Annotated in this window: 15 protein-coding genes; 6 read left to right on the forward strand and 9 right to left on the reverse strand. The window is 72.7% G+C overall.

The window, feature by feature from the left end; translation table 11 throughout:
* Window positions 1-39 precede the first annotated feature (39 nt).
* From AB0927_RS02825 to AB0927_RS02835, 3 genes are read right to left on the reverse strand one after another with little or no spacing between them, the layout of a single operon-like run.
* On the reverse strand, window positions 40-789 hold the full coding sequence (locus AB0927_RS02825; protein ID WP_366665686.1) for a succinate dehydrogenase/fumarate reductase iron-sulfur subunit: 750 nt from the start codon (window positions 787-789) through the stop codon (window positions 40-42).
* Window positions 786-2,735 (reverse strand): fumarate reductase/succinate dehydrogenase flavoprotein subunit, encoded by a 1,950-nt coding sequence (locus AB0927_RS02830; protein ID WP_366665687.1) that lies wholly within the window; start codon window positions 2,733-2,735, stop codon window positions 786-788. Before AB0927_RS02830 ends, AB0927_RS02825 begins: the two co-directional genes overlap by 4 nt.
* A 1-nt stretch (window position 2,736) precedes the next feature.
* Window positions 2,737-3,408 (reverse strand): succinate dehydrogenase, encoded by a 672-nt coding sequence (locus AB0927_RS02835; RefSeq protein ID WP_366665688.1) that lies wholly within the window; start codon window positions 3,406-3,408, stop codon window positions 2,737-2,739.
* 120 nt (window positions 3,409-3,528) lie between these two features.
* Between AB0927_RS02835 and AB0927_RS02840 the strand changes: the two genes are divergently transcribed.
* On the forward strand, window positions 3,529-4,413 hold the full coding sequence (locus tag AB0927_RS02840; protein WP_366665689.1) for a LysR substrate-binding domain-containing protein: 885 nt from the start codon (window positions 3,529-3,531) through the stop codon (window positions 4,411-4,413).
* Window positions 4,414-4,539: 126 nt separating this feature from the next.
* Here the strand turns inward: AB0927_RS02840 and AB0927_RS02845 are convergent, their stop codons facing one another.
* The gene (locus AB0927_RS02845; RefSeq protein WP_366665690.1) at window positions 4,540-6,681 is read right to left on the reverse strand and encodes an EAL domain-containing protein; all 2,142 of its coding nucleotides are present in this window, start codon (window positions 6,679-6,681) and stop codon (window positions 4,540-4,542) included.
* Window positions 6,678-7,490: an SAM-dependent methyltransferase gene (locus tag AB0927_RS02850; protein WP_366665691.1), complete on the reverse strand. Its 813-nt coding sequence runs from the start codon at window positions 7,488-7,490 to the stop codon at window positions 6,678-6,680. The genes AB0927_RS02845 and AB0927_RS02850 overlap by 4 nt, the downstream gene beginning before the upstream one ends.
* A gap of 411 nt (window positions 7,491-7,901) precedes the next feature.
* Here AB0927_RS02850 and AB0927_RS02855 point away from each other — a divergent pair, with 411 nt between their 5' ends.
* Together AB0927_RS02855 and AB0927_RS02860 are read left to right on the forward strand one after the other, a co-directional pair.
* On the forward strand, window positions 7,902-8,621 hold the full coding sequence (locus tag AB0927_RS02855) for a hypothetical protein (RefSeq protein ID WP_366665692.1): 720 nt from the start codon (window positions 7,902-7,904) through the stop codon (window positions 8,619-8,621).
* Between the two features lie 32 nt (window positions 8,622-8,653).
* Window positions 8,654-9,418: a hypothetical protein gene (locus tag AB0927_RS02860; protein WP_366665693.1), complete on the forward strand. Its 765-nt coding sequence runs from the start codon at window positions 8,654-8,656 to the stop codon at window positions 9,416-9,418.
* 86 nt (window positions 9,419-9,504) lie between these two features.
* Here the strand turns inward: AB0927_RS02860 and AB0927_RS02865 are convergent, their stop codons facing one another.
* Window positions 9,505-10,632 (reverse strand): hypothetical protein, encoded by a 1,128-nt coding sequence (locus tag AB0927_RS02865; protein WP_366665694.1) that lies wholly within the window; start codon window positions 10,630-10,632, stop codon window positions 9,505-9,507.
* A gap of 427 nt (window positions 10,633-11,059) precedes the next feature.
* On the opposite strand from AB0927_RS02865, the gene AB0927_RS02870 reads away from it, so the two are divergent.
* On the forward strand, window positions 11,060-11,659 hold the full coding sequence (locus AB0927_RS02870; RefSeq protein WP_366665776.1) for a class F sortase: 600 nt from the start codon (window positions 11,060-11,062) through the stop codon (window positions 11,657-11,659).
* Between the two features lie 34 nt (window positions 11,660-11,693).
* Here AB0927_RS02870 and AB0927_RS02875 read toward each other — a convergent pair whose 3' ends face one another.
* On the reverse strand, window positions 11,694-12,536 hold the full coding sequence (locus AB0927_RS02875) for a polysaccharide deacetylase family protein (protein ID WP_366665695.1): 843 nt from the start codon (window positions 12,534-12,536) through the stop codon (window positions 11,694-11,696).
* Between the two features lie 173 nt (window positions 12,537-12,709).
* Between AB0927_RS02875 and AB0927_RS02880 the strand changes: the two genes are divergently transcribed.
* Window positions 12,710-14,188: an MFS transporter gene (locus AB0927_RS02880; RefSeq protein WP_366665696.1), complete on the forward strand. Its 1,479-nt coding sequence runs from the start codon at window positions 12,710-12,712 to the stop codon at window positions 14,186-14,188.
* Here AB0927_RS02880 and lysX read toward each other — a convergent pair.
* Complete coding sequence (gene lysX, locus AB0927_RS02885; protein WP_366665697.1) at window positions 14,142-17,411, reverse strand: bifunctional lysylphosphatidylglycerol synthetase/lysine--tRNA ligase LysX; 3,270 nt, start codon at window positions 17,409-17,411, stop codon at window positions 14,142-14,144. The two genes, AB0927_RS02880 and lysX, sit on opposite strands and share 47 nt — an antisense overlap.
* A 97-nt stretch (window positions 17,412-17,508) precedes the next feature.
* Between lysX and AB0927_RS02890 the strand changes: the two genes are divergently transcribed.
* Complete coding sequence (locus AB0927_RS02890) at window positions 17,509-17,979, forward strand: universal stress protein (RefSeq protein ID WP_366665698.1); 471 nt, start codon at window positions 17,509-17,511, stop codon at window positions 17,977-17,979.
* On the opposite strand, the gene AB0927_RS02895 is transcribed toward AB0927_RS02890, so the two are convergent.
* A complete protein-coding gene (locus tag AB0927_RS02895; protein ID WP_366665699.1) occupies window positions 17,915-19,165 on the reverse strand; it encodes an MFS transporter in 1,251 nt (416 codons plus the stop codon). The genes AB0927_RS02890 and AB0927_RS02895 overlap by 65 nt on opposite strands.
* Window positions 19,166-19,210 lie beyond the last annotated feature (45 nt).

A 19,210-nucleotide genomic window follows, 5' to 3' on the forward strand; every position in this document is an offset into this window, starting at 1 on the left:
CCCGCCTGTCCCGGCGAACGTCTCGGTGTGCGGGCGGCGTTACCGCTTGCCCGCCTTCCGGGTGGCTCGCAGCCACTCCCTGTTCATGCTCGTGATGGACATCAGCGGGATGCCCTTGGGGCAGGCCGTCGCGCACTCCCCCGCCAGCGTGCACCCGCCGAAGCCCTCGTCGTCCATCTGCGCCACCATGTCCAGCACCCGGCTCTCCCGCTCGGGAGCGCCTTGCGGCAGCACGTTCAGATGGTTGATCTTGGCCGAGGTGAACAGCATCGCCGCCCCGTTGGGGCACGCCGCCACACACGCCCCGCAGCCGATGCACTCGGCGTGCTCGAACGCGAAGTCGGCGTCGGCCTTCGGCACCGGCGTGGCATGCGCCTCCGGCGCGGACCCGGTCGGCGCGGTGACGTAGCCGCCGGCCTGGATGATCCGGTCGAACGCGGACCGGTCGACCACGAGGTCCTTGATCACCGGGAACGCGGCGGCCCGCCACGGCTCGATGTCGATCGTGTCGCCGTCCTTGAAGGACCGCATGTGCAACTGGCAGGTGGTGGTCCGCTCGGGCCCGTGCGCGTCGCCGTTGATCACGAGGGAGCAGGCGCCGCAGATGCCCTCGCGGCAGTCGTGGTCGAAGGCGACCGGGTCCTCGCCGGAGAGGATGAGCTGTTCGTTGAGGAGGTCCAGCATCTCCAGGAAGGACATGTCGGACGAGATGCCGTCCACCTGGTAGGTGGACATCGTGCCGTCGGCGTCGGCGTTCTTCTGCCGCCAGACGCGCAGGGTGAGCTTCATGCGTAGCTCCGCTGAGTGGGGTGGACGTACTCGAAGACCAGGTCTTCCTTGTGCAGGACGGGAGCGGAGCCCGTACCGGCGAACTCCCAGGCGGCCGCGTAGGCGAACTCCTCGTCCCTGCGGGCGGCCTCGCCGTCCGGGGTCTGGGACTCCTCGCGGAAGTGGCCGCCGCAGGACTCGGCGCGGTGCAGCGCGTCGAGGCACATGAGTTCGGCGAGTTCGAGGTAGTCGACGATGCGGTTGGCCTTCTCCAGCGACTGGTTGAACTCCTCGCCGGTGCCCGGGACCTTGATGCGGCGCCAGAACTCCTCGCGGATCTGCGGGATACGCTCCAGCGCCTTGCGCAGGCCCTCCTCGGTGCGGGCCATGCCGCAGAACTCCCACATGATCTCGCCGAGTTCGCGGTGGAAGGAGTCCGGGGTGCGGTCGCCGTCGACGGCGAGCAGCAGGTTCAGCCGGTCCTCGGTCTCCGCCAGCACCTCCTGGACGGCGGGGTGTTGCGGGGTGACGGGGTCCTGGTGGGGGTTGCGGGCCAGGTAGTCGTTGATGGTGGCCGGGAGCACGAAGTAGCCGTCGGCGAGGCCCTGCATCAGGGCCGAGGCGCCCAGCCGGTTCGCGCCGTGGTCGGAGAAGTTGGCCTCGCCGACCGCGAACAGGCCGGGGACGGTGGTCTGGAGGTCGTAGTCGACCCACAGTCCGCCCATCGTGTAGTGCACGGCCGGGTAGATGCGCATCGGCACCTCGTACGGATCCTCGTCGGTGATCCGCTGGTACATGTCGAAGAGGTTGCCGTACTTGGCCTCCACCGCCTTGCGGCCCATGCGCTGGATCGCGTCGGCGAAGTCGAGGTAGACGCCCTGCCCGCCGGGGCCGACTCCCCTGCCCTCGTCGCAGACGTTCTTCGCGGCGCGGGAGGCGATGTCGCGCGGGACCAGGTTGCCGAAGGAGGGGTAGATGCGCTCCAGGTAGTAGTCGCGCTCGTCCTCGGGGATCTGGTTCGGCGGGCGGTCGTCGCCCTTGGCCTTGGGCACCCAGATCCGGCCGTCGTTGCGCAGCGACTCGCTCATCAGGGTGAGCTTGGACTGGTGGTCGCCGGTGCGCGGGATGCACGTCGGGTGGATCTGGGTGAAGCAGGGGTTGGCGAAGTAGGCGCCGCGCCGGTGCGCCCGCCAGATCGCGGTCGCGTTGGAGTTCATGGCGTTGGTCGACAGGTAGAAGACGTTGCCGTAGCCGCCGGAGGCCAGCACGACGGCGTCCGCGAAGTACGTGTCGATGCGGCCCGTGATCAGGTCCCGGGCCACGATGCCGCGCGCCCGCCCGTCCACCACGATCAGGTCCAGCATCTCGGTGCGCGGGTGCATCTCCACGTTCCCGGCGGCGATCTGCCTCGACAGCGCCTGGTAGGCGCCGAGGAGGAGCTGCTGGCCCGTCTGGCCGCGGGCGTAGAAGGTGCGGGAGACCTGGACGCCGCCGAAGGAGCGGGTGTCGAGCAGCCCGCCGTACTCGCGGGCGAAGGGCACGCCCTGGGCCACGCACTGGTCGATGATCTCGACCGAGATCTGTGCCAGCCGGGCGACGTTGGACTCGCGGGCGCGGAAGTCGCCGCCCTTGACGGTGTCGTAGAACAGCCGGTGGACCGAGTCGCCGTCGTTGCGGTAGTTCTTCGCCGCGTTGATGCCGCCCTGCGCGGCGATGGAGTGGGCGCGGCGCGGGGAGTCCTGGTAGCAGAACTGGACGACGTGGTAGCCCTGTTCGGCCAGGGTGGCGCCCGCGGAGCCGCCGGCCAGTCCGGTGCCGACCACGATGACCGTGTGCTTGCGCCGGTTGGCCGGGTTGACCAGCTTGGCCTCGAAGCGGCGGGTGTCCCAGCGCTCGTGGATCGGGCCGGCGGGGGCCTTGGTGTCGGCGACGGGTTCGCCGGTCGTGTAGTTCACGTAGTCGGTCATGTCAGCTCACCACTCCGGTCATGACGCCCACGGGTACGGCGATGAAGCCGGCCGTGAGCAGCAGCGCGAGGACGTCGGCAACGGCCTTCAGGGCGCGGTCGCGGGCGCGGCTGCCGACGCCGAGGGTCTGCGCGGCGCTCCAGAAGCCGTGCCGGATGTGCAGGCCGAGCGCGAGCATCGCGACGATGTAGATCACGTCGCCGTACCAGGTGGAGAAGGTGTCCACGACGTTCTGGTACGGGTGGCCGGGCTGGAAGCCGCCGGAGTGCACGGTGCCGGTGGTCAGGTCCAGGATGTGCCAGACGATGAACAGGCCGAGGATGATCCCGCCCCAGCGCATGGTGCGCGTGGCATAGCTCGCCCGGGGCCTGCTGTGCACGTACTTGCTGGGCCGCGCCTTGATGTCACGGCGGCTGAGCTGGTACGCGGACGTGGCGTGGGCGACCACGGCGACGACGAGGACTATCCGGATCAGCCAGAGCGTCCACTCGTAGTGCATGAAGGGTTCGCCGATGGTGCGCAGCCAGTGGGCGTAGTGGTTGAACTCGCCCGCCCCGAAGTAGATCTTCAGGTTTCCGATCATGTGCACCACCAGGTAGAGCAGCATGATCAGACCGCTGACGGCCATCACCGTCTTCTTGCCGACGGAGGAGTCCCACATCGTGCGCGCCATGGACGACCGTCGGTCCGTCCGCGTTGCCAAAGCCATGGAACAGCACGCTAGGGCCGAAGGTCCCGATCGGTCCAAGACATGGAACGGCTTGTTTCCATAGGCACCAGCTATCGTTGCTGTATGCAGTTCCAGCAGCTCCAGTACTTCGTCGCCGTCGCCGAGACCCGGCACTTCACCCGCGCCGCCGAGCTGGTCCATGTGGCACAGCCGTCGCTGTCGCAGCAGATCAAGGCGCTGGAGCGGGAGCTGGGCGCGGATCTGTTCCTGCGCGCGCGGGGCAACATCACGCTCACCGACGCGGGCGAGGCGCTGCTGCCGCTGGCCCGGCGGATCCTCGCGGACACGGACACCGCCCGGCACGAGGTGCAGGAGCTGGTGCAGCTCCGGCGCGGCCGGGTGCGGCTCGGGGCGACGCCGAGCCTGTGCACGGGTCTGCTGCCGGACGTGCTGCGCGCCTTCCACGACCGCTATCCGGGCATCCGGCTCATGATCGAGGAGGGCGGCTCCCACGACCTCGTGCGCGAGCTGGCCCGGGGCGCGCTCGACCTCGCGCTGGTCGTGCTGCCGCTGCCGACGCCGTCGCCCGCGCTGACCACGCGGGAAGTGCTGCGCGAGGATCTGGTCGTGGTCTCCTCCCCGGAGGCGCCGGCGCCCGGCCGGGGCGGGCGGACGGTGCACATCGGGGATCTGGCGCGGGAACGCCTGGTGATGTTCCGGCACGGGTACGACCTGCGGGAGCTGACCGTCGCGGCGTGCCGCTCCGCCGGGTTCGAGCCGGAGTTCGCCGTCGAGGGGGGCGAGATGGACGCGGTGCTGGGCTTCGTGCGGGCGGGCCTGGGGGTGGCGGTCGTACCGAGGATGGTGGCGACCAGGGCGGGGCGGGGGTTGCGGGTCACTCCGCTGGCCCGGCCGGGGCTGCACCGGACCATCGCGCTGGCGCACCGCAGCGACGTCGCGCCGCCGCGAGCCGCGCGGGAGCTCCAGCGGATGCTGCTGGAGCGGTGAGGGCACGCCGCGCCCGCCCCGGCAGCACCGCTGCGGGTGCGCCGTGGCCGGTCGTGCCCCGGCGGCGCAGCCGCACCCCGGTACGGCCCCGCACCCCTGGGCGGGCGGGGCCGCGCCCCGGCCCGCTCAGCCCGTCGCGTCCGCCAGCGCGAGGTCGTGGAGCCTCTCCGGCGGGCCCGGTCTCGCGTAGTACCAGCCCTGGGCCGTGTCGCAGCCCAGAACGCGGAGCTGTTCGGCCTGGGCACCGGTTTCCACGCCTTCCACCGTGACGGCGAGGTCGAGGCTGTGGGCGAGGGTGACGATGCCTTCGACGATCTTCAGGTCGACGGGGTCGGCGGGGAACTGCTGCATGCCCTGGGTGAAGGAGCGGTCCAGTTTGAGGACGCTCACCGGCAGGCGGCGCAGGTTGGCCAGGTTCGAGTAGCCGGTGCCGAAGTCGTCCAGGGCGATGTCCACGCCCATGTCGGCCAGTCTGCGCAGGGGTTTGAGCAGATCGTCGTCGGCGCCGATGAGCGCGGACTCGGTGACCTCCAGGCACAGGGCGTCGGGGGTGACGCCCGCGCGTTCGAGGATCTCCACCGTGTCCTGGACCAGGCCGGGATGGCTCAGCTGGCACGGGGACAGGTTGACGTTGATCCGCAGCGGCCCCGCGTGCCGGCCGCCGTGCCGCTCCCGCCAGGCGCGGGCCTGCCGGATCGACTCCTCCAGGACCCAGCGGCCGAGCGGCACGATCAGCCCGGTGTGCTCGGCGAGCGGGATGAAGCGGTCGGGGCCGAGCACGCCGTGCTGCGGGTGCAGCCAGCGCACCAGGGCCTCGGCGCCGCGCACGCTGCCGTCGCCGAGGTGCACCAGCGGCTGGTACTCGATGAAGAACTCGCCGCGTTCCAGGGCGGTGGGCAGGGCCGTGGTAAGGCCGTGCCGGGTGATGGCGCGGGCGTCCGCCTCCGGGTCGGCCAGCTCGAAGCGGTTGCCGCCCGCCGACTTGGCCCGGTACATGGTGATGTCCGCGCTGCGCAGCACCTCGGCGGCCGTGCGTTCGCCCGCCGGGCCCTCCACGATGCCGAGACTGCCGCGCACCAGCAGGTCCCGGCCGTCGATGCTGATCGGGGTGACCAGCGCGTTCATGATGCGCTCGGCCAGCTCGTCCACGGTGCGCTCGGTGCCGGGTCCGGTGGTCAGCGCCACGAACTCGTCGCCGCCGAGCCGGGCGACCATCTCGCCCGGCGCGGTCGCGCAGGACTCCAGGCGGTCGGCGACCTCCACCAGGAGCCGGTCGCCGGCCGCGTGGCCCAGGCTGTCGTTGATGGTCTTGAAGCCGTCCAGGTCGAGGTAGCACAGCCCGAAGCGCTGGCCGTCCCCGGCGGCGAGGACCTTCTCCAGCCGCTCGAAGAACAGCGTGCGGTTGGGCAGTCCGGTGAGCGCGTCGTGCGTCGCCTCGTACCGCAGCCGGAGGTTGAGCAGCCGGCGCTCGGTGGTGTCCTCCATGAGCGCGAGCTGGTACTGCGGTCTGCCGTCGGCGTCGCGCAGCAGGGAGACCGTCAGGTTGGTCCACAGCACGGTGCCGTCGGGCCGGTTGAAGGCCTTCTCCAGGTGGTAGTGCTCGCGTTCGCCGCGGACCAGTTCGTCGTAGAGCCGCCAGGTCTGCGGGGCGTCGTCGGGGTGCGTCCAGTCCTGCACCCGGCGGCCGCGCAGCGACTGCTGGGTGAGCCCGAACATGCGCATCAGCGCCTCGTTGACCTGGAGGATGTTGCCGTCCAGGTCGGCGATGCTGATCCCTATGGCGGCGCCCTCGAAGACGGCGCGGAACCGGGCCTCGCTCGCGTGCAGCGCCTGCGCGACCACGCCCTGGGCGCGCAACGCCGCCTGGGCGATGGCCTCTTGCTCGGCGAGGGTGCGCCGGCGCAGCGCGTGCGCGTAGCCCGCGGCCATCGCGTGCTGCAACCGCGAGGCGCGCATGCGCAGTTCGTCCTGGGGGCCGTCCCCGCCGCAGTAGAGCACCAGGTAGGCGTCCACGCAGTCCAGGGTCCGCGAGAGCGCCTCTGGGTCGGTGCAGTGCGCCTCGACCAGGGCGGCGCCGACCGCCTTCGCCGCGTCCGCGTCGAAGCTGCGGGCCCGCAGCAGCTCGCTCAACCGGCGTGCGAGCGGAAGGAGTTGTTCCTCGAACTCGGCGCGGGTGAGGGACGTCGAGGTCACCGGGTACAGCGCCCGGCTCCAGATCGTCGTCAGCCGGCGCAGTCTGTCCTCCGGCCCGTCCGGTTCCGCGCTCACGCCGTACGCCCCACGCCGGCGTATCCGGCGAAGGCGAACGGATCCTCGTCCTCCGGCGCCGATTCCGGGCGCCAGAGCGGCAACGGCACCAGTCCGGGTTCCACCATGTCGTACCCCTCGAAGAACCGCGCGATCTCGTCGCGCGAGCGCATGATCAGCGGGTTGCGAATGTCCCTGTATACGTCCACCGCGCCCTCGGCCCGCTCCGCGGACACGGGGATTCCCTCGTACGAGGCATGGGTGAGGATCAGCATGCTGCCGGGCGCGAGCGCCTCGCGCAGCTCGGCCACCGCACTGTAGGGATCGTCCGCGTCTTCCACGAAGTGCAGTATGGCAACGAGAAGGAGGGCGACCGGCCGGTTCAGGTCGATCAGTCGCCGCACTTCGGGGCTGGCGAGGAGGTCCTCCGGCGTGCGCAGGTCCGCGGCGGCCACGCCCGCGGTGTCGTTGCCCGCGAGCACGGCCTGGCTGTGCGCGACGGCGACGGGGTCGTTGTCGACGTAGACGACATGGGCGCCGGGGGCGGCGGACTGGGCGATCTCGTGGACGTTGCCGTACGTCGGGATGCCCGAGCCGATGTCGAGGAACTGGGTGATGCCCTCTCGGGCGGCGAAGCGCACGGCCCGGCGCAGGAAGGCCCGGTTGGCCTGCATGGTCTTGGGCAGCCCCGGCATGAAGTCCATGGCCTTGCGGGCGGCCTCCCGGTCCACCTCGAAGTTGTGCGAACCGCCCAGGTAGTAGTCGTAGATGCGCGAGACGCTCGGCACCGAGATGTCGATGCTGCGTGGGGCCCAGGCGGGACGCTCCATTATCTCTCCAAGGCGGGACGTGGACGTAGGCGATCCGGTGTTCGAGCTGAGGCTACTGATCGCCCGCCAAAGGAGCGACCCGAACCGGAAATTGACCATCCGTTCCCGGTCACTGCCTGCGGCAAGTGCCCAAGTGACCCCGCTCGGTGACGTCCTGGGCCGCGGACGGTGTCGACCGCCGTCCACCGCACACCATCGGGACGGGTGACGCCTTTCGGAGGTCTCTGCTTGACGCCCCGGCACCGTCCTCGCGAGGGCCGAGCGTCACATAGGGACACTTTTCGGCCATGTCGAACTCATCCGATCGTCAAACCACTGATCGGCTTTATCCCTCCTTCGGACCAATCCCGGCGCACTCCGGGTCACGGCCGCACCGCGCGGCCCCATGATCTCCGCGTGCATGGACTCCACGTGACCCGACGCGCGCCCGCTCCGAGGGTGCTGGCCCTGCTGGCGGTGGCCTGCGCCCTGGCGGGCTGCCCGGTCGGCCGCGCGTCGGCCGACGCCTGCGCGTACGCCTCCACGGGCCCGGACGGCACAGTGGCGGTGGCCTCGGCGGGCGGCGCCTCGACGACGGCCTCCACGGGCGACGTCTCGGCCCCGGCCGACGACGCCTGGGCATTCGCGGGAGGCGCCTCGGTCTCGGCGGCGGGGGCCTCGGTCTCCGCAGGTGGCGCCTCGGTGGCCCTCTCCGACGGCCACCATCACCACCGACCGGACCCCCCGCACCACCACCCCGGGCCGCCGCCCCGGCACTGCCCATCGCCGCCACCGCCACCGTGCCCGCCCACGCCGACACCGACACCAACTCCGACGCCCACCCCCTCCCCCACCCCGACTCCGCCGCCCCCGCCGAAGCCGACGCCCACACCCCGGCCCACGCCGAAGCCCGCGCCGCCCGTCCGGGCGCCCAGGCCGACGCCCGCCCCCACTCCCCCGCCGGCCCCGAAGCCCGTACCGGCCCCGAAGCCGAAACCCGCGCCACGGCCGACGGCGACGCCGGTGAGCTTCCCGGCCTACCACCCGCATCCGGCCGGCCGGCCCGCGCCGGGCCACACCGCGCCCGTCACCTACGTCCTGCTCATCGCCGTACCCGCGATCGTCGCCGTCGCGGCCCTGCGCCCGCGCTGACCCGCCGGGCCGCTCACCTCTGGAGGTATCCGTTGTCGGATTGGCTTGTTCTCGTCCTCGGGATGCTGGGGGCCTGCGCCGTGGTGGTCCTCGTGACCTTCGTACGGCACCGGCGGGCACCCGAGGACGAGGACCCCAGCGAGACCCCCGACGTCATCGAGTACATGACGATGTGGATCGGCGTCGTGTACGCGATCGTCCTGGGTCTGGCCATCGCGGGCGTGTGGGAGGCGCGCGACTCCGCCCAGAGCTACGTGCAGTCGGAGGCGCAGGCGCTGCACGAGATCTCGGAGCGGGTGCGGGTCTATCCGCCGGAGACCCGGGACCTCATCCGGGCCGATGTCAACTCCTATGTGAGCTACGTCGTGCGCACCGAGTGGCCCACGATGGCCCACCAGGAGCGCGTCACCGACCACGGGACCGCGCTGCTCCAGAAGGTCCGCCAGGACGTCACCGACTACCAGCCGAAGAACGACTTCGAGGCGCAGGCCTACCAGCCGCTGCTGGACCAGATGGCCGCCGCCGACCAGGCGCGCAACGCGCGGGCCGACTCCACCGGCGCGACCATGCCGTCGGTGGTGTGGTGGGGGCTGCTCACCGGGGCGGTGGTCACCGTCGGCATGGTGTTCGCGCTCCAGATCCGGCGCACCAGAAGGGAGTTGGTTCTCGCCGGGCTGTTCTCCGCGACCATCGCCTTCATGCTCTTCCTGATCTGGGACCTCGACTCGCCCTACAGCCGGGGCATCGCGGTGACCGCCGAACCGTTCCTCAACCTGTTCCCGGGCATCACGAGCTGACCGGGCCGACGCCCGCGATCCCGGACCGGCCGCCCGCGCACGGTGGCCGCCGGTCCGGGTGCGCCCCGGGGGTCCCGGGGGTCCCGTCAGGCCCGCCGCTCGCCCCTGCGGCGCAGCCAGTAGGCCCCGCCGCCGAGCAGGGCCACGCCGACCAGGCCGCCGCCGATGGCCATGTCCGCCGTCGTCGCACCGCCGGTCCTGCTGCCGCCGAGCCCGCCGTTGACCCCGCCGATCACGGTGAAGGCCCGGGGCCGGGTGATGGTGCGGCCCTCGCAGCGCACGGAGATGTCGTACCGGCCCGGGCGCGCGTCGCGGTCGACGAAGACGACGCCGCGTGCGGTGTCGTCGCGGAACGGCGTCAGCGGCGCGGTGCGGAAGGCCCGCGAGGCCATCTCGCCGCCGCGCCGGCAGCCCTGCACGGTGACGGTCAGCCGACCCCCGGCCGCGACCGCGCTCGGCGTGACGACGATGTTGCGCAGACCGCCGTTCTCGCCTCCGGGCCGGTTGCCGTTGCCGAAGTCGTCGCCGCGCCCGCCGAAGTCACCGCCGGGCCCGTTGTCGCCACGGCCGAAGTCGTCGCCGCGGCCGAAGTCGTCACCCCGGTCGTTGCCGCCTCTGCCGTTGCCGACGTCGTCGCCCCGGCCGTTGCCGCTGATGCGTCCGTTGCCGCTGATGGTGCCGTTGAAGTGGCCTTCGAAGCGGCCGTTGCCGCTGAAGCCGCCGTTTCCGTTGAAATTCCCGTTCTCGTTTCCGTTGCCGAAGTTCCCGTTTCCGTTCCCGTTCCCGAAATTGCCGTTCCCGTTCCCGTTGTTGCCGTTCCCGTGCCCGTTCCCGTTGCCGTTCCCGTTGCCGTTCCCGTTGCCGTTCCCGTTCCCGCGCCCGTTTCCGAAGTTGCCGTTCCCGTTGCCGAAGTTCCCGCCCCCACCCCCGTTCCCGTTCCCGAAGTTCCCGCCCCCACCGCCGCCACCGCCCCCGCCTCCGTTCCCGCCTCCGTTCCCGACGTTCCCGCCCCCGTTGCCGATGCCGATGCCGATGTTGCCGTTCCCGAAGTTGCCGACGCCGGTGCCCGGGCCGACGATGGTCCCCGTGCCCGTGCCCGTGCCTGCCGTGGTGCCGCCCCCGTTGCCCATGCCGTCCGCGACGGCCACGGGGGCGGCGAGCCCGAGCACGGCCACCGCGGTGCACGCGGCCGCCAGTGCGCGTTGGTTTCGCATGTGATCCTCCGCGGAAGGCACCCCGGGGCCCGTACCCGGTCGATCGGCGAGAAAGCACCTCCCAGCAAAGACCCTCGGGCTCGCGGAACACGCCCGCATGTCGAGAATGCTCCGTCCTGGTGATCCGACACCCCTCACGACAACCTGACAATCCGATATAGCCGCAGGTCACGGACCGTCAGAAAATTCCTGGGAACGGCAACTCGGATGGCGCACCACGAGAGTGCGGGGCCACCCGTTCGCCACTCGGCCCGTCGCCGGGCGTGCGCGCGGGACTTAGCTTTTTCCCATGCGCAACGCAGGTGACGACCGACGGTTCGAGACGGGATGGCGCGGGCCCGCGCCCCTGCTGTACCAGCCGGCCCGGTTCGCCGACGAGGAGGAGGCCGACGCCGAACGGCGCCGGCGGCGCGCCCCGTGGGGCGTGATGGCGCTGCTGCTGCTCTCCGGTCTGGCACTCATCCGCAACGGTTCGGGCGAGTTCGACGTCGGCCCGCCCCAGCCCGCCTCGGCGGCGGCACCCGACACCCGCGCTCCGCAAAGCCCGCTGCCCACGGGACCCGTACCACTGGGGTTCTCCGCCGCGGACCGGGTGCGGATCCCGGCGATCCACGTGGACGCGCCCGTCACTCCCGTCGGCCTGGACGCGACCGGCGCGGTGAGCGCGCCGCCGCCCGAGGATCCCGGTCTGGCGGGCTGGTTCACCGGCGCGGTCTCCCCCGGCGAGAAGGGCACCGCGGTCGTCGTCGGCCATGTCGACAACCAGCAGGGCCCCGCCGTGTTCTACGGCCTCGGGGCCCTGAAGAAGGGAAACCGCGTCGAGGTCCTGCGCAAGGACGGCAGGACGGCGGTGTTCGAGATCTACGGCATCGAGGTCTTCTCCAAGGCCGGCTTCCCCGGCGACCGGGTGTACGGCTCGAAGGGCGCCCCGGAGCTGCGCGTCATCACCTGCGGCGGCGGTTTCTCCAAGCAGAACGGCTACGACGGCAATGTCGTCGTCTTCGCCCGCCTGGTCGCGGTCACCTGAACCACCGCGGCCCGGCGGACAGTCGGGGACGATGTCAGGTACGCCGGTGCGGCACCGTGAGGTGGTACCCGCTGTCGAGCAGATAGGGCAGCCACTCGTGAATGGCCTCCACGGTCTGTGAACGGTCGCCCCCGGCATCGTGCGACAGGATGACCACCCCCGGCGCGGCCCCGCTCTCCACCCGGTCGATGATGACGTCGGTGCCCGGCGTGTCCCAGTCGGTCGTGTCGACGGTCCAGGCCATCGGCTCCATGCCCATCTCGGCGCCGAGCTGGAAGGCGGCCCGGTTCCAGGCGCCGTAGGGGGCGCGGAACCACTGGGGGTGCTCGCCGTAGGTGTCCTCGATGATGTCGCTGGTGCGCTCCATCTCGGACCTGATCTCCGCCCGGTCGAGGGTGGTGAGCAGCGGATGCGTCCAGGTGTGGTTGCCGACGACATGGCCCTCGGTGGCCATCCGGGCCACCAGGTGCTTGTTGGCCTCGACGCACTCGCCGCACACGAAGAACATCGCCCGTACGTCGTGCTTGGCGAGGGTGTCCAGGATGTGCGGGGTGTAATCGGGGTGGGGGCCGTCGTCGAAGGTCAGCATCATCTGCCGGCCGCGTTCGGAGATCCGGAAGACGGGTTCCGTGCGCACCTTCAGCCGGCGCGGCGCGGAGCGCGGCGGTCCGCCGCCCCCGGCGAGCGGCTGGAGGCGGAAGGCGGAGGACTTCAGGGGCGCCTGGCGGGCCTGGGGGCCGGGGGCGGGCGCGGGCGCGGCGGTCCGGACGGCCTCCTCGTCGCCCGCCACGACGAGTCCCGCCGTGCCCGCGGCTCCCAGAGCGGCGGCCCCGGCGAGGAGCATGCGGCGGCGTGTGAACAACTGATCCTTCTGCATGACTCATCAGTCGCCCCGCAAGGCGCCGCCGCACCGCAACGGCACGGGTGTACGGGCGGTATTCCACCCGGTCGGACCAGCGGCGGCACCCCCGGTGGAACCCCCGGGACCTCTCCGGTGTCCTTCAGTCGGCACGGACATCGTCACGACAACGGACAGGGAGGCGAGCCGAGTTGGCGTCGTCAGGGGGAACGGGCCGGCTGCGGCGCAGCGGGCCGGCGGTGGTGCTGCTGGGCGTGGCCCAGGTGCTGGTGGTCTTCGACACCACGATGTTCGCCATGGGGCTGCCGTGGATCATGGCGCGGGCGGGGCTGACCGTCTCGGGCCTGACCTGGCTGCTGACCGTGTACAGCGTGTGTTTCGCCGCGCTGCCCGCGCTCGCGGCGGCGCTCGGTGAGGCGTTCGGGCAGCGGCGGGTGCTGACGGGCGGGCTCGTCCTGTCGACGCTGGCCGCCGTGGTGCCCGCGGTGAGTTCCGACGCCTCGCTGCTGCTGTGGTCGCGGGCGGTACAGGGCATCGCGGCGGCGGTGGTCACGGCGGGCGCGCTGGCGCTGATCGACGCCGCGCACCCCGCGGGGCCGGGCCGGGACCGGGCGCTGAGCGTGCATTTCGTGGTCGTGGCCGCCGCGCTGCCCGCGGTGCTGCTGCCGGCCGTACTGCTGCTGGACGCCGCCGACGACGGCGGCACGGCCTTCTGGGTGCAGGCCGTGGCCTCGGCGGTGCTCCTGCTGCTGACCCCCGTGGTGCTCACCGAGACCACGCCGGTGCCGGGCGCGGCGCGCCGGGTCGGGTCGGCCGCGCGGTGGGTGGTGCCCCTGGGGTTCCTGGCGTGGTTCGCCGACTGGCTCGGCAACCACAGCGTGTCCCTGGAGACGGTCGTCCTGATCGCGGTGGCCGGGGCGCTGCTGCCCTCCCTGGTGGCCTGGCTGGGCCGGGGCGAGCGGATGCCGGAGCTGTTCGCGCGGCTGTACCGGCAGCGGGCCGCGGTCGGCGCGTACACGGTGGTGACGCTGGTGGCGACCTGTCTGGCGGGGCTGCTGCTCGTCCTCTCGCTCAGCCTGCAACTGCTCGGCGCCATGTCCCCGCTCCAGGTCGGCTGGGCCATGCTGCCCGCCGTCGCCGGGATCGTCCTCGGGTGGCTGGTGCTGCCCGTGCTCGCGGCCCGGATCGGGGTCGGGTTCGCGGTGGCCGGGGCCTGCGCCGTGGCGGCCGCCGGGTTCCTGGTGCTGAGCCTGCGGGGCGCCGCCGGTTTCGGCGAGGTGGTGCTGCCGCTGCTGCTGGTCGCGTTCGGCTGCGGGGTGCTCGCGCTGCCGGTGGGCTTCGCCCGCTCCGGCAGCGGTGCCCGGCCGCAGGGCCTGAACGCGTCCCGGCAACTGGGCGCGGGGCTGGGCGCGTCGCTGTTCCCCGGCATCCTCACGGTCGTACAGCAGGAGGAGGCCCGGAACGCGACCGGCATGAAGGCGTACCGGTCGTTCGTGGCGCACGGCGCGCACGACTGCTTCCAACTGGGCGTGGCGCTGTCCCTGGCGGCGACGGTGGTGGCGCTGCTGACGCTGACCCGGGTCGCGCCGGCCCCCGAGCCGGAGCCGGAGCCGGAGCCCGGGGTCAGCGGCGGCGCACCAGCGGGAACGGCAGGGTCTCCCGGATCGTGAGGCCGGTGAGGAACATGACGAGCCGGTCGACGCCGAGGCCGAGGCCCCCGGTCGGGGGCATCGCGTAGTCGAGGGCCTGGAGGAAGTCCTCGTCCAGCTCCATGGCCTCCGGGTCCCCGCCGGCCGCCCGCAGCGACTGCTCGGTGAGCCTGCGGCGTTGTTCGACGGGGTCGGTCAACTCCGAGTAGGCGGTGCCGAGTTCGACGCCGAAGGCGACGAGGTCCCAGCGTTCGGCGAGCCGTGGGTCGGCGCGGTGCTGCCGGGTCAGCGGGGAGACGGCGGTCGGGAAGTCCTTGTAGAAGGTGGGCAGCCGGGTGCGCTCCTCGACCAGCCGTTCGTACATCTCCAGCACCACGTCGGCGGGTTGGTCGTCCGCCGTGTACGGCACCCCCGTCCGGTCGCACAGCCGGTGCAGCCGCAGCAGTTCGGTGCCCGGGCCGATCTCCTCGCCCAGCACCTCGGACAGGGCGCCGTGCACGGTCTTCACCGGCCAGCGCCCGGAGATGTCGTACTCCTCGCCGTGTCCGCGGGCCACCGGGGCGCCGTGGGCGGCGGTGGCGGCGCCCTGGATCAGTTCGCGGGCGAGGTCGAGCATGACGTCGTAGTCGGCGTACGCCTGGTAGGCCTCCAGCATGGTGAACTCGGGGTTGTGCCGGGGCGACACGCCCTCGTTGCGGAAGGTGCGGCCGAGTTCGAAGACCCTCTCCAGGCCGCCGACGCACAGCCGCTTGAGGTACAGCTCGGGGGCGATGCGCAGGTACAGGCCGAGGTCGTAGGCGTTGCTGTGGGTGGTGAAGGGGCGGGCGTTGGCGCCGCCGTGGATCTGCTGGAGCACCGGGGTCTCGACCTCGGTGAAGCCGCGGTCCAGCAGCCCCTGGCGCAGGGCCCCGACGGCGGCGGAGCGGGCGCGCAGCGCGGCGCGGGCGGCGGGCCTGGTGATCAGGTCGAGGTGGCGCAGGCGGGCCCGGGCCTCGGGGTCGGTCAGGCCCCGGTGCTTGTCGGGCAGCGGGCGCAGGCACTTGCCGGTGAGCTGCCAGGAGGCGGCGAAGACGGTGGGCTCGCCCCGGTCGCTGAGGCCGCTCGTACCGGTGACGGTGATGTGGTCGCCGATGTCGGCGTCGGCGGTGAAGCGGTCGAGGGCGGCGCCGCAGCGGTCGCGGGTGAGGGCGATCTGGCGGTCGCCGGACCAGTCGCGCAGCACCGCGAAGACGATGCCGCCGAGGTCGCGGACCAGCATGATCCGCCCGGCGACGGTGACGTCCGCGCCGGGCGGGACGTCCGCGAGGGCGTGGGTGGGGGGCCGGACGCCGACGGGGTAGGGGTCGGTGCCGCCGGCGCGCAGCCGGCCGAGCTTGCGGTGGCGGACGCGGACCTGGTCGGGCAGGCCCGCGTCCGGCGCGGCGGCCCCGGCACCCGCATCGAGGGCGGGCGCCGTGGGGAGCGGCGGGGCCGTGGCCGCGGGCCGCTGTCCGGTCGCCCGGCGCCCCTTCCCCCACAGGCTGCGCAAGGACGGTACGGGGACGAAGCCCTCGGCGATGCCGGAGGCCAGGCCGATGCGGGCGAGGGAGGCGGTCTCGCCGTAGCAGAGGAACCGCGGGTACCACTCGGGGTGGTACTTGGCGTTGGAGCGGTACAGGGCCTCCAGCTGCCACCAGCGGGAGAAGAACAGCAGCAGCCGGCGCCAGAGTCTGAGGACGGGCCCGGCGCCGATGCGGGCGCCTTCCTCGAAGACCGAGCGGAACACGGCGAAGTTCAGGGAGATCCTGCGGATGCCCAGCTTCGGCGCCGCGGCGACCAGTTCGCTGACCATGAACTCCATCACGCCGTTGGGCGCGGTGCGGTCGCGGCGCATCAGGTCCAGGGAGACGCCGTCGGTGCCCCAGGGCACGAAGGAGAGCAGCGCGAGGAGCCGGCGGTCCTCGCCGCAGGCCTCCACGAGCAGGCAGGCGCCGTCGGCGGGGTCGCCGAGCCGGTCCAGGGCCATGGAGAAGCCGCGCTCGGTCTCGGTGTCGCGCCAGGCGTCGGCCCGGCCGACGACCTCCTCCATCTCCCGTTCGCCGAGGGTGGCGTGGCGGCGGATGCGGCAGGTGGCGCCGGTGCGGCGGACCCGGTGCACGGCCTGCCGGATGACGCGCATGTCCCGGCCGTCCAGATCGAAGCCGGCGACGTGCAGAATCGCCTCGTCGCCGAGCTGGAGGGCGCCCAGTCCCGCGCGGGCGTAGGCGCGGGCGCCGTCCTCGGAGGCGCCCATCACAGCGGGCGCCCAGGCGTAGCGGCGGGCCAGGTCCAGCCAGGCGGCGATGGCGTGCGGCCATGCCTCCGGGTCGCCGACGGGGTCGCCGCTGGCCAGGCACACGCCGGTCTCGACGCGGTAGGTGACGGCGGCCTTGCCGCTGGGCGAGAAGACGACGGCCTTGTCGCGGCGGGTGGCGAAGTAGCCGAGGGAGTCGCGGTCGCCGTACGCCCTGAGCAGGGCGCGGATGCGGGCCTCCTCGTCGCCGTGCAGGGCGGCCTCCAGGCGCTGTGAACGGAACAGCGTGGCGGCGGCGTTGAGCAGGGCGAGCGCGCCGAGCAGGCCGAGCACGAAAGTGACCTCGCGGGGCGGACGCCCGGCGAAGGAGCTGCTGGAGACGAGGCCGCCGCACACCCGGTCGGCCGCCCACGCCAGGTGCTGGCGGGCCGGGAGGGTGCCGGGGAAGAGCAGGACCAGGCCCCAGCCGAGCAGGATCGCGGCGGCGAGCCCGCCGAGCAGCACGGCGAGGGCCCGCCACACCGCGCCCCGGCGGGAGGCGGCGTAGAACTCCCCGCGGGCCACGAGCAGCAGGACCAGCAGCAGGCCGCAGGGGATCAGGGAGGGCAGCGACTGGGCGTACAGGCCGAGCGCGAGGCCGAACACGTCGGTGAGGACGAGCAGGCCCAGATAGACGACGACCAGCCACCAGGCGACCTTCTTGCGAGCGGCGGTGGCTCCGGCCAGCAGGAACAGGAAGACCGCGTAGGCGAGGTTGGCGCTGATGGGGACCAGCAGCAGATCGATGCCCCGGACGAGCGGGCGCAGCAGCCGCCGCAGCGGCTCCACGAGCGCGATCACCGCGCACAGCAGCCCCAGCCCGGCGAACAGCCCCCCGAAGGCCTCGGGCACCCATGCAAGCCGCCCACCGCCGTCCGAAGGCCCCGTGCCCGTGCCGTTCCCACGCGCGGCGGGCTGCGCGGTGGCGGTCATGGTTCCGACTGTAGGGAGGGGGGAGGGGGACGCGCGCGTCGAGGGGCGGGCGGTACGGGGGGCACGGGGGAACCAGCCGTTCCGATAGCCTCGGGTCGTGACGGAGCAGCACGAAGAGCATGCGCACCAGTTCGAGCGGGGCACGGACGGGCCGAAGGTGATCCTCGTCGGGGTCGACGGCTCCGACTCCTCGATGCGGGCCGCCGCCTACGCGAGCGGTCTGGCCCGGCGGCAGCACGCGCTGCTCGCGGTGGTGTACGTGCGGCCGGTGCTGGCGGCCGGGGCGGCGCTGGGGGCGCCGGTGATGGAGACGACCGACGAGATCGCCGAGGAGCTGGTGGCCCACATCCGGGAGGCGGCCGAGCGCGTCCGCGGGATATTCGAGGTGCGCTGGGAGTTCCACACCTTCCACGGCGACCCTTACGCCGGTCTGGTGACGGCGGCCGCGGAACTGAAGGCGGACGCCGTGGTGGTGGGCGCCTCGGAGCAGGCCGGGCACCGGATCATCGGATCGGTGGCGGTGCGGCTGGTGAAGGCGGGACGCTGGCCGGTGACGGTCGTTCCGTAGCGGCCGGTCGCGGCCAGAGCAGCAGGGGCGTGGCGAGCATCAGCACCCCGGCGAGGCCGAGCGCGGTGCGTGCGCCGGCGAGGGCGGCTATCAGGCCCCACAGGGCGGTGAGCGCGGCCGTGACGGCCTTGCCGGTGACCGACCAGGCGGCCAGCACGCGGGCCACCCGGTCGTTCGGGGTCAGCTCCAGGCGCTCGGTGACGGCGAGCGGGTTGAAGATGCCGCAGCAGGTGATCAGGCCGGCCTCGACGACCATCACCACCAGCAGCCCGGATACGCCGGGCCCGACGAAGGCGAGCCCGATCGGCCAGCAGGCGCGCAGCACGCCCGAGGCGAGCAGCACCCGGCGCCTGCCGTACCGGGTGGCGAGCGGGCGGGCCAGCCGGGAGCCGAGCAGCCCGCCGAGGCAGGGCACGGCGAAGGCGAGGCCGTACTGCCAGGGGGTGAAGCCGAGATGGCCGAGCATGAGGACCGCCAGGACCGGCGAGCCTGCCATGATCAGGGCGTTGTTCAGCAGCACGTTGAAGAAGAGCGGGCGCACGGCGCGGCTGGTGAGCAGGTGGCGCCAGCCGTCGAGCAGTTCTCCGGCGCGGGGTGCGGCGGTGCGCTGGGGGACGGTCTCGCCGTGGCCGATGGCGCGGATGCCGAGCGCGGAGAGCAGATAGCTGACGGCGTCCGCGGCCACGGTGGTCACCGGTCCGAGCAGGCCGACGACGGCGCCGCCGAGCGGGGGTCCGAGCACGCTGGCGGTCCAGTTCGTGGACTCGAACCGGCCGGCGGCGGTGAGCAGGCCGTCGGGCGGCACGAGCGCTTTGAGATGAGCGCCGGAGGCGGCGGTGAAGGTGATGTCGGCGGCCGCGACGACCACGGAGACCACGAGGAGCTGCCCGAAGCCGAGCACACCGAGGGCGTGGGCGGCGGGCAGGGTGAGCAGCGCCACCCCGCGCGCCAGGTCCGCGGTGATCATCACCGGGCGCTTGCGGCGGAACTCGATCCACGGCCCCAGCGGTACGGCGGCCACCGCGCCGACGGCCACTCCGGCGGAGGCGAGCAGCGACACCTGGGCGGCGCCCGCGTGCAGCACGAGAACCGCGATCAGCGCGAAGGCGTCGAACGCGAGCCAGGTACCGAAGGTACTGACCGTGTACGCGGCCCACAGCCATCCGAACCGCCGACCCAGCTTCATCCACAACCTCCCGTTGACCGGGAACATGAAAGCCAGCAGGTGGGG

The organism is Streptomyces sp. NPDC048106 (genome assembly GCF_040706415.1).
Lineage (GTDB): Bacteria > Actinomycetota > Actinomycetes > Streptomycetales > Streptomycetaceae > Streptomyces.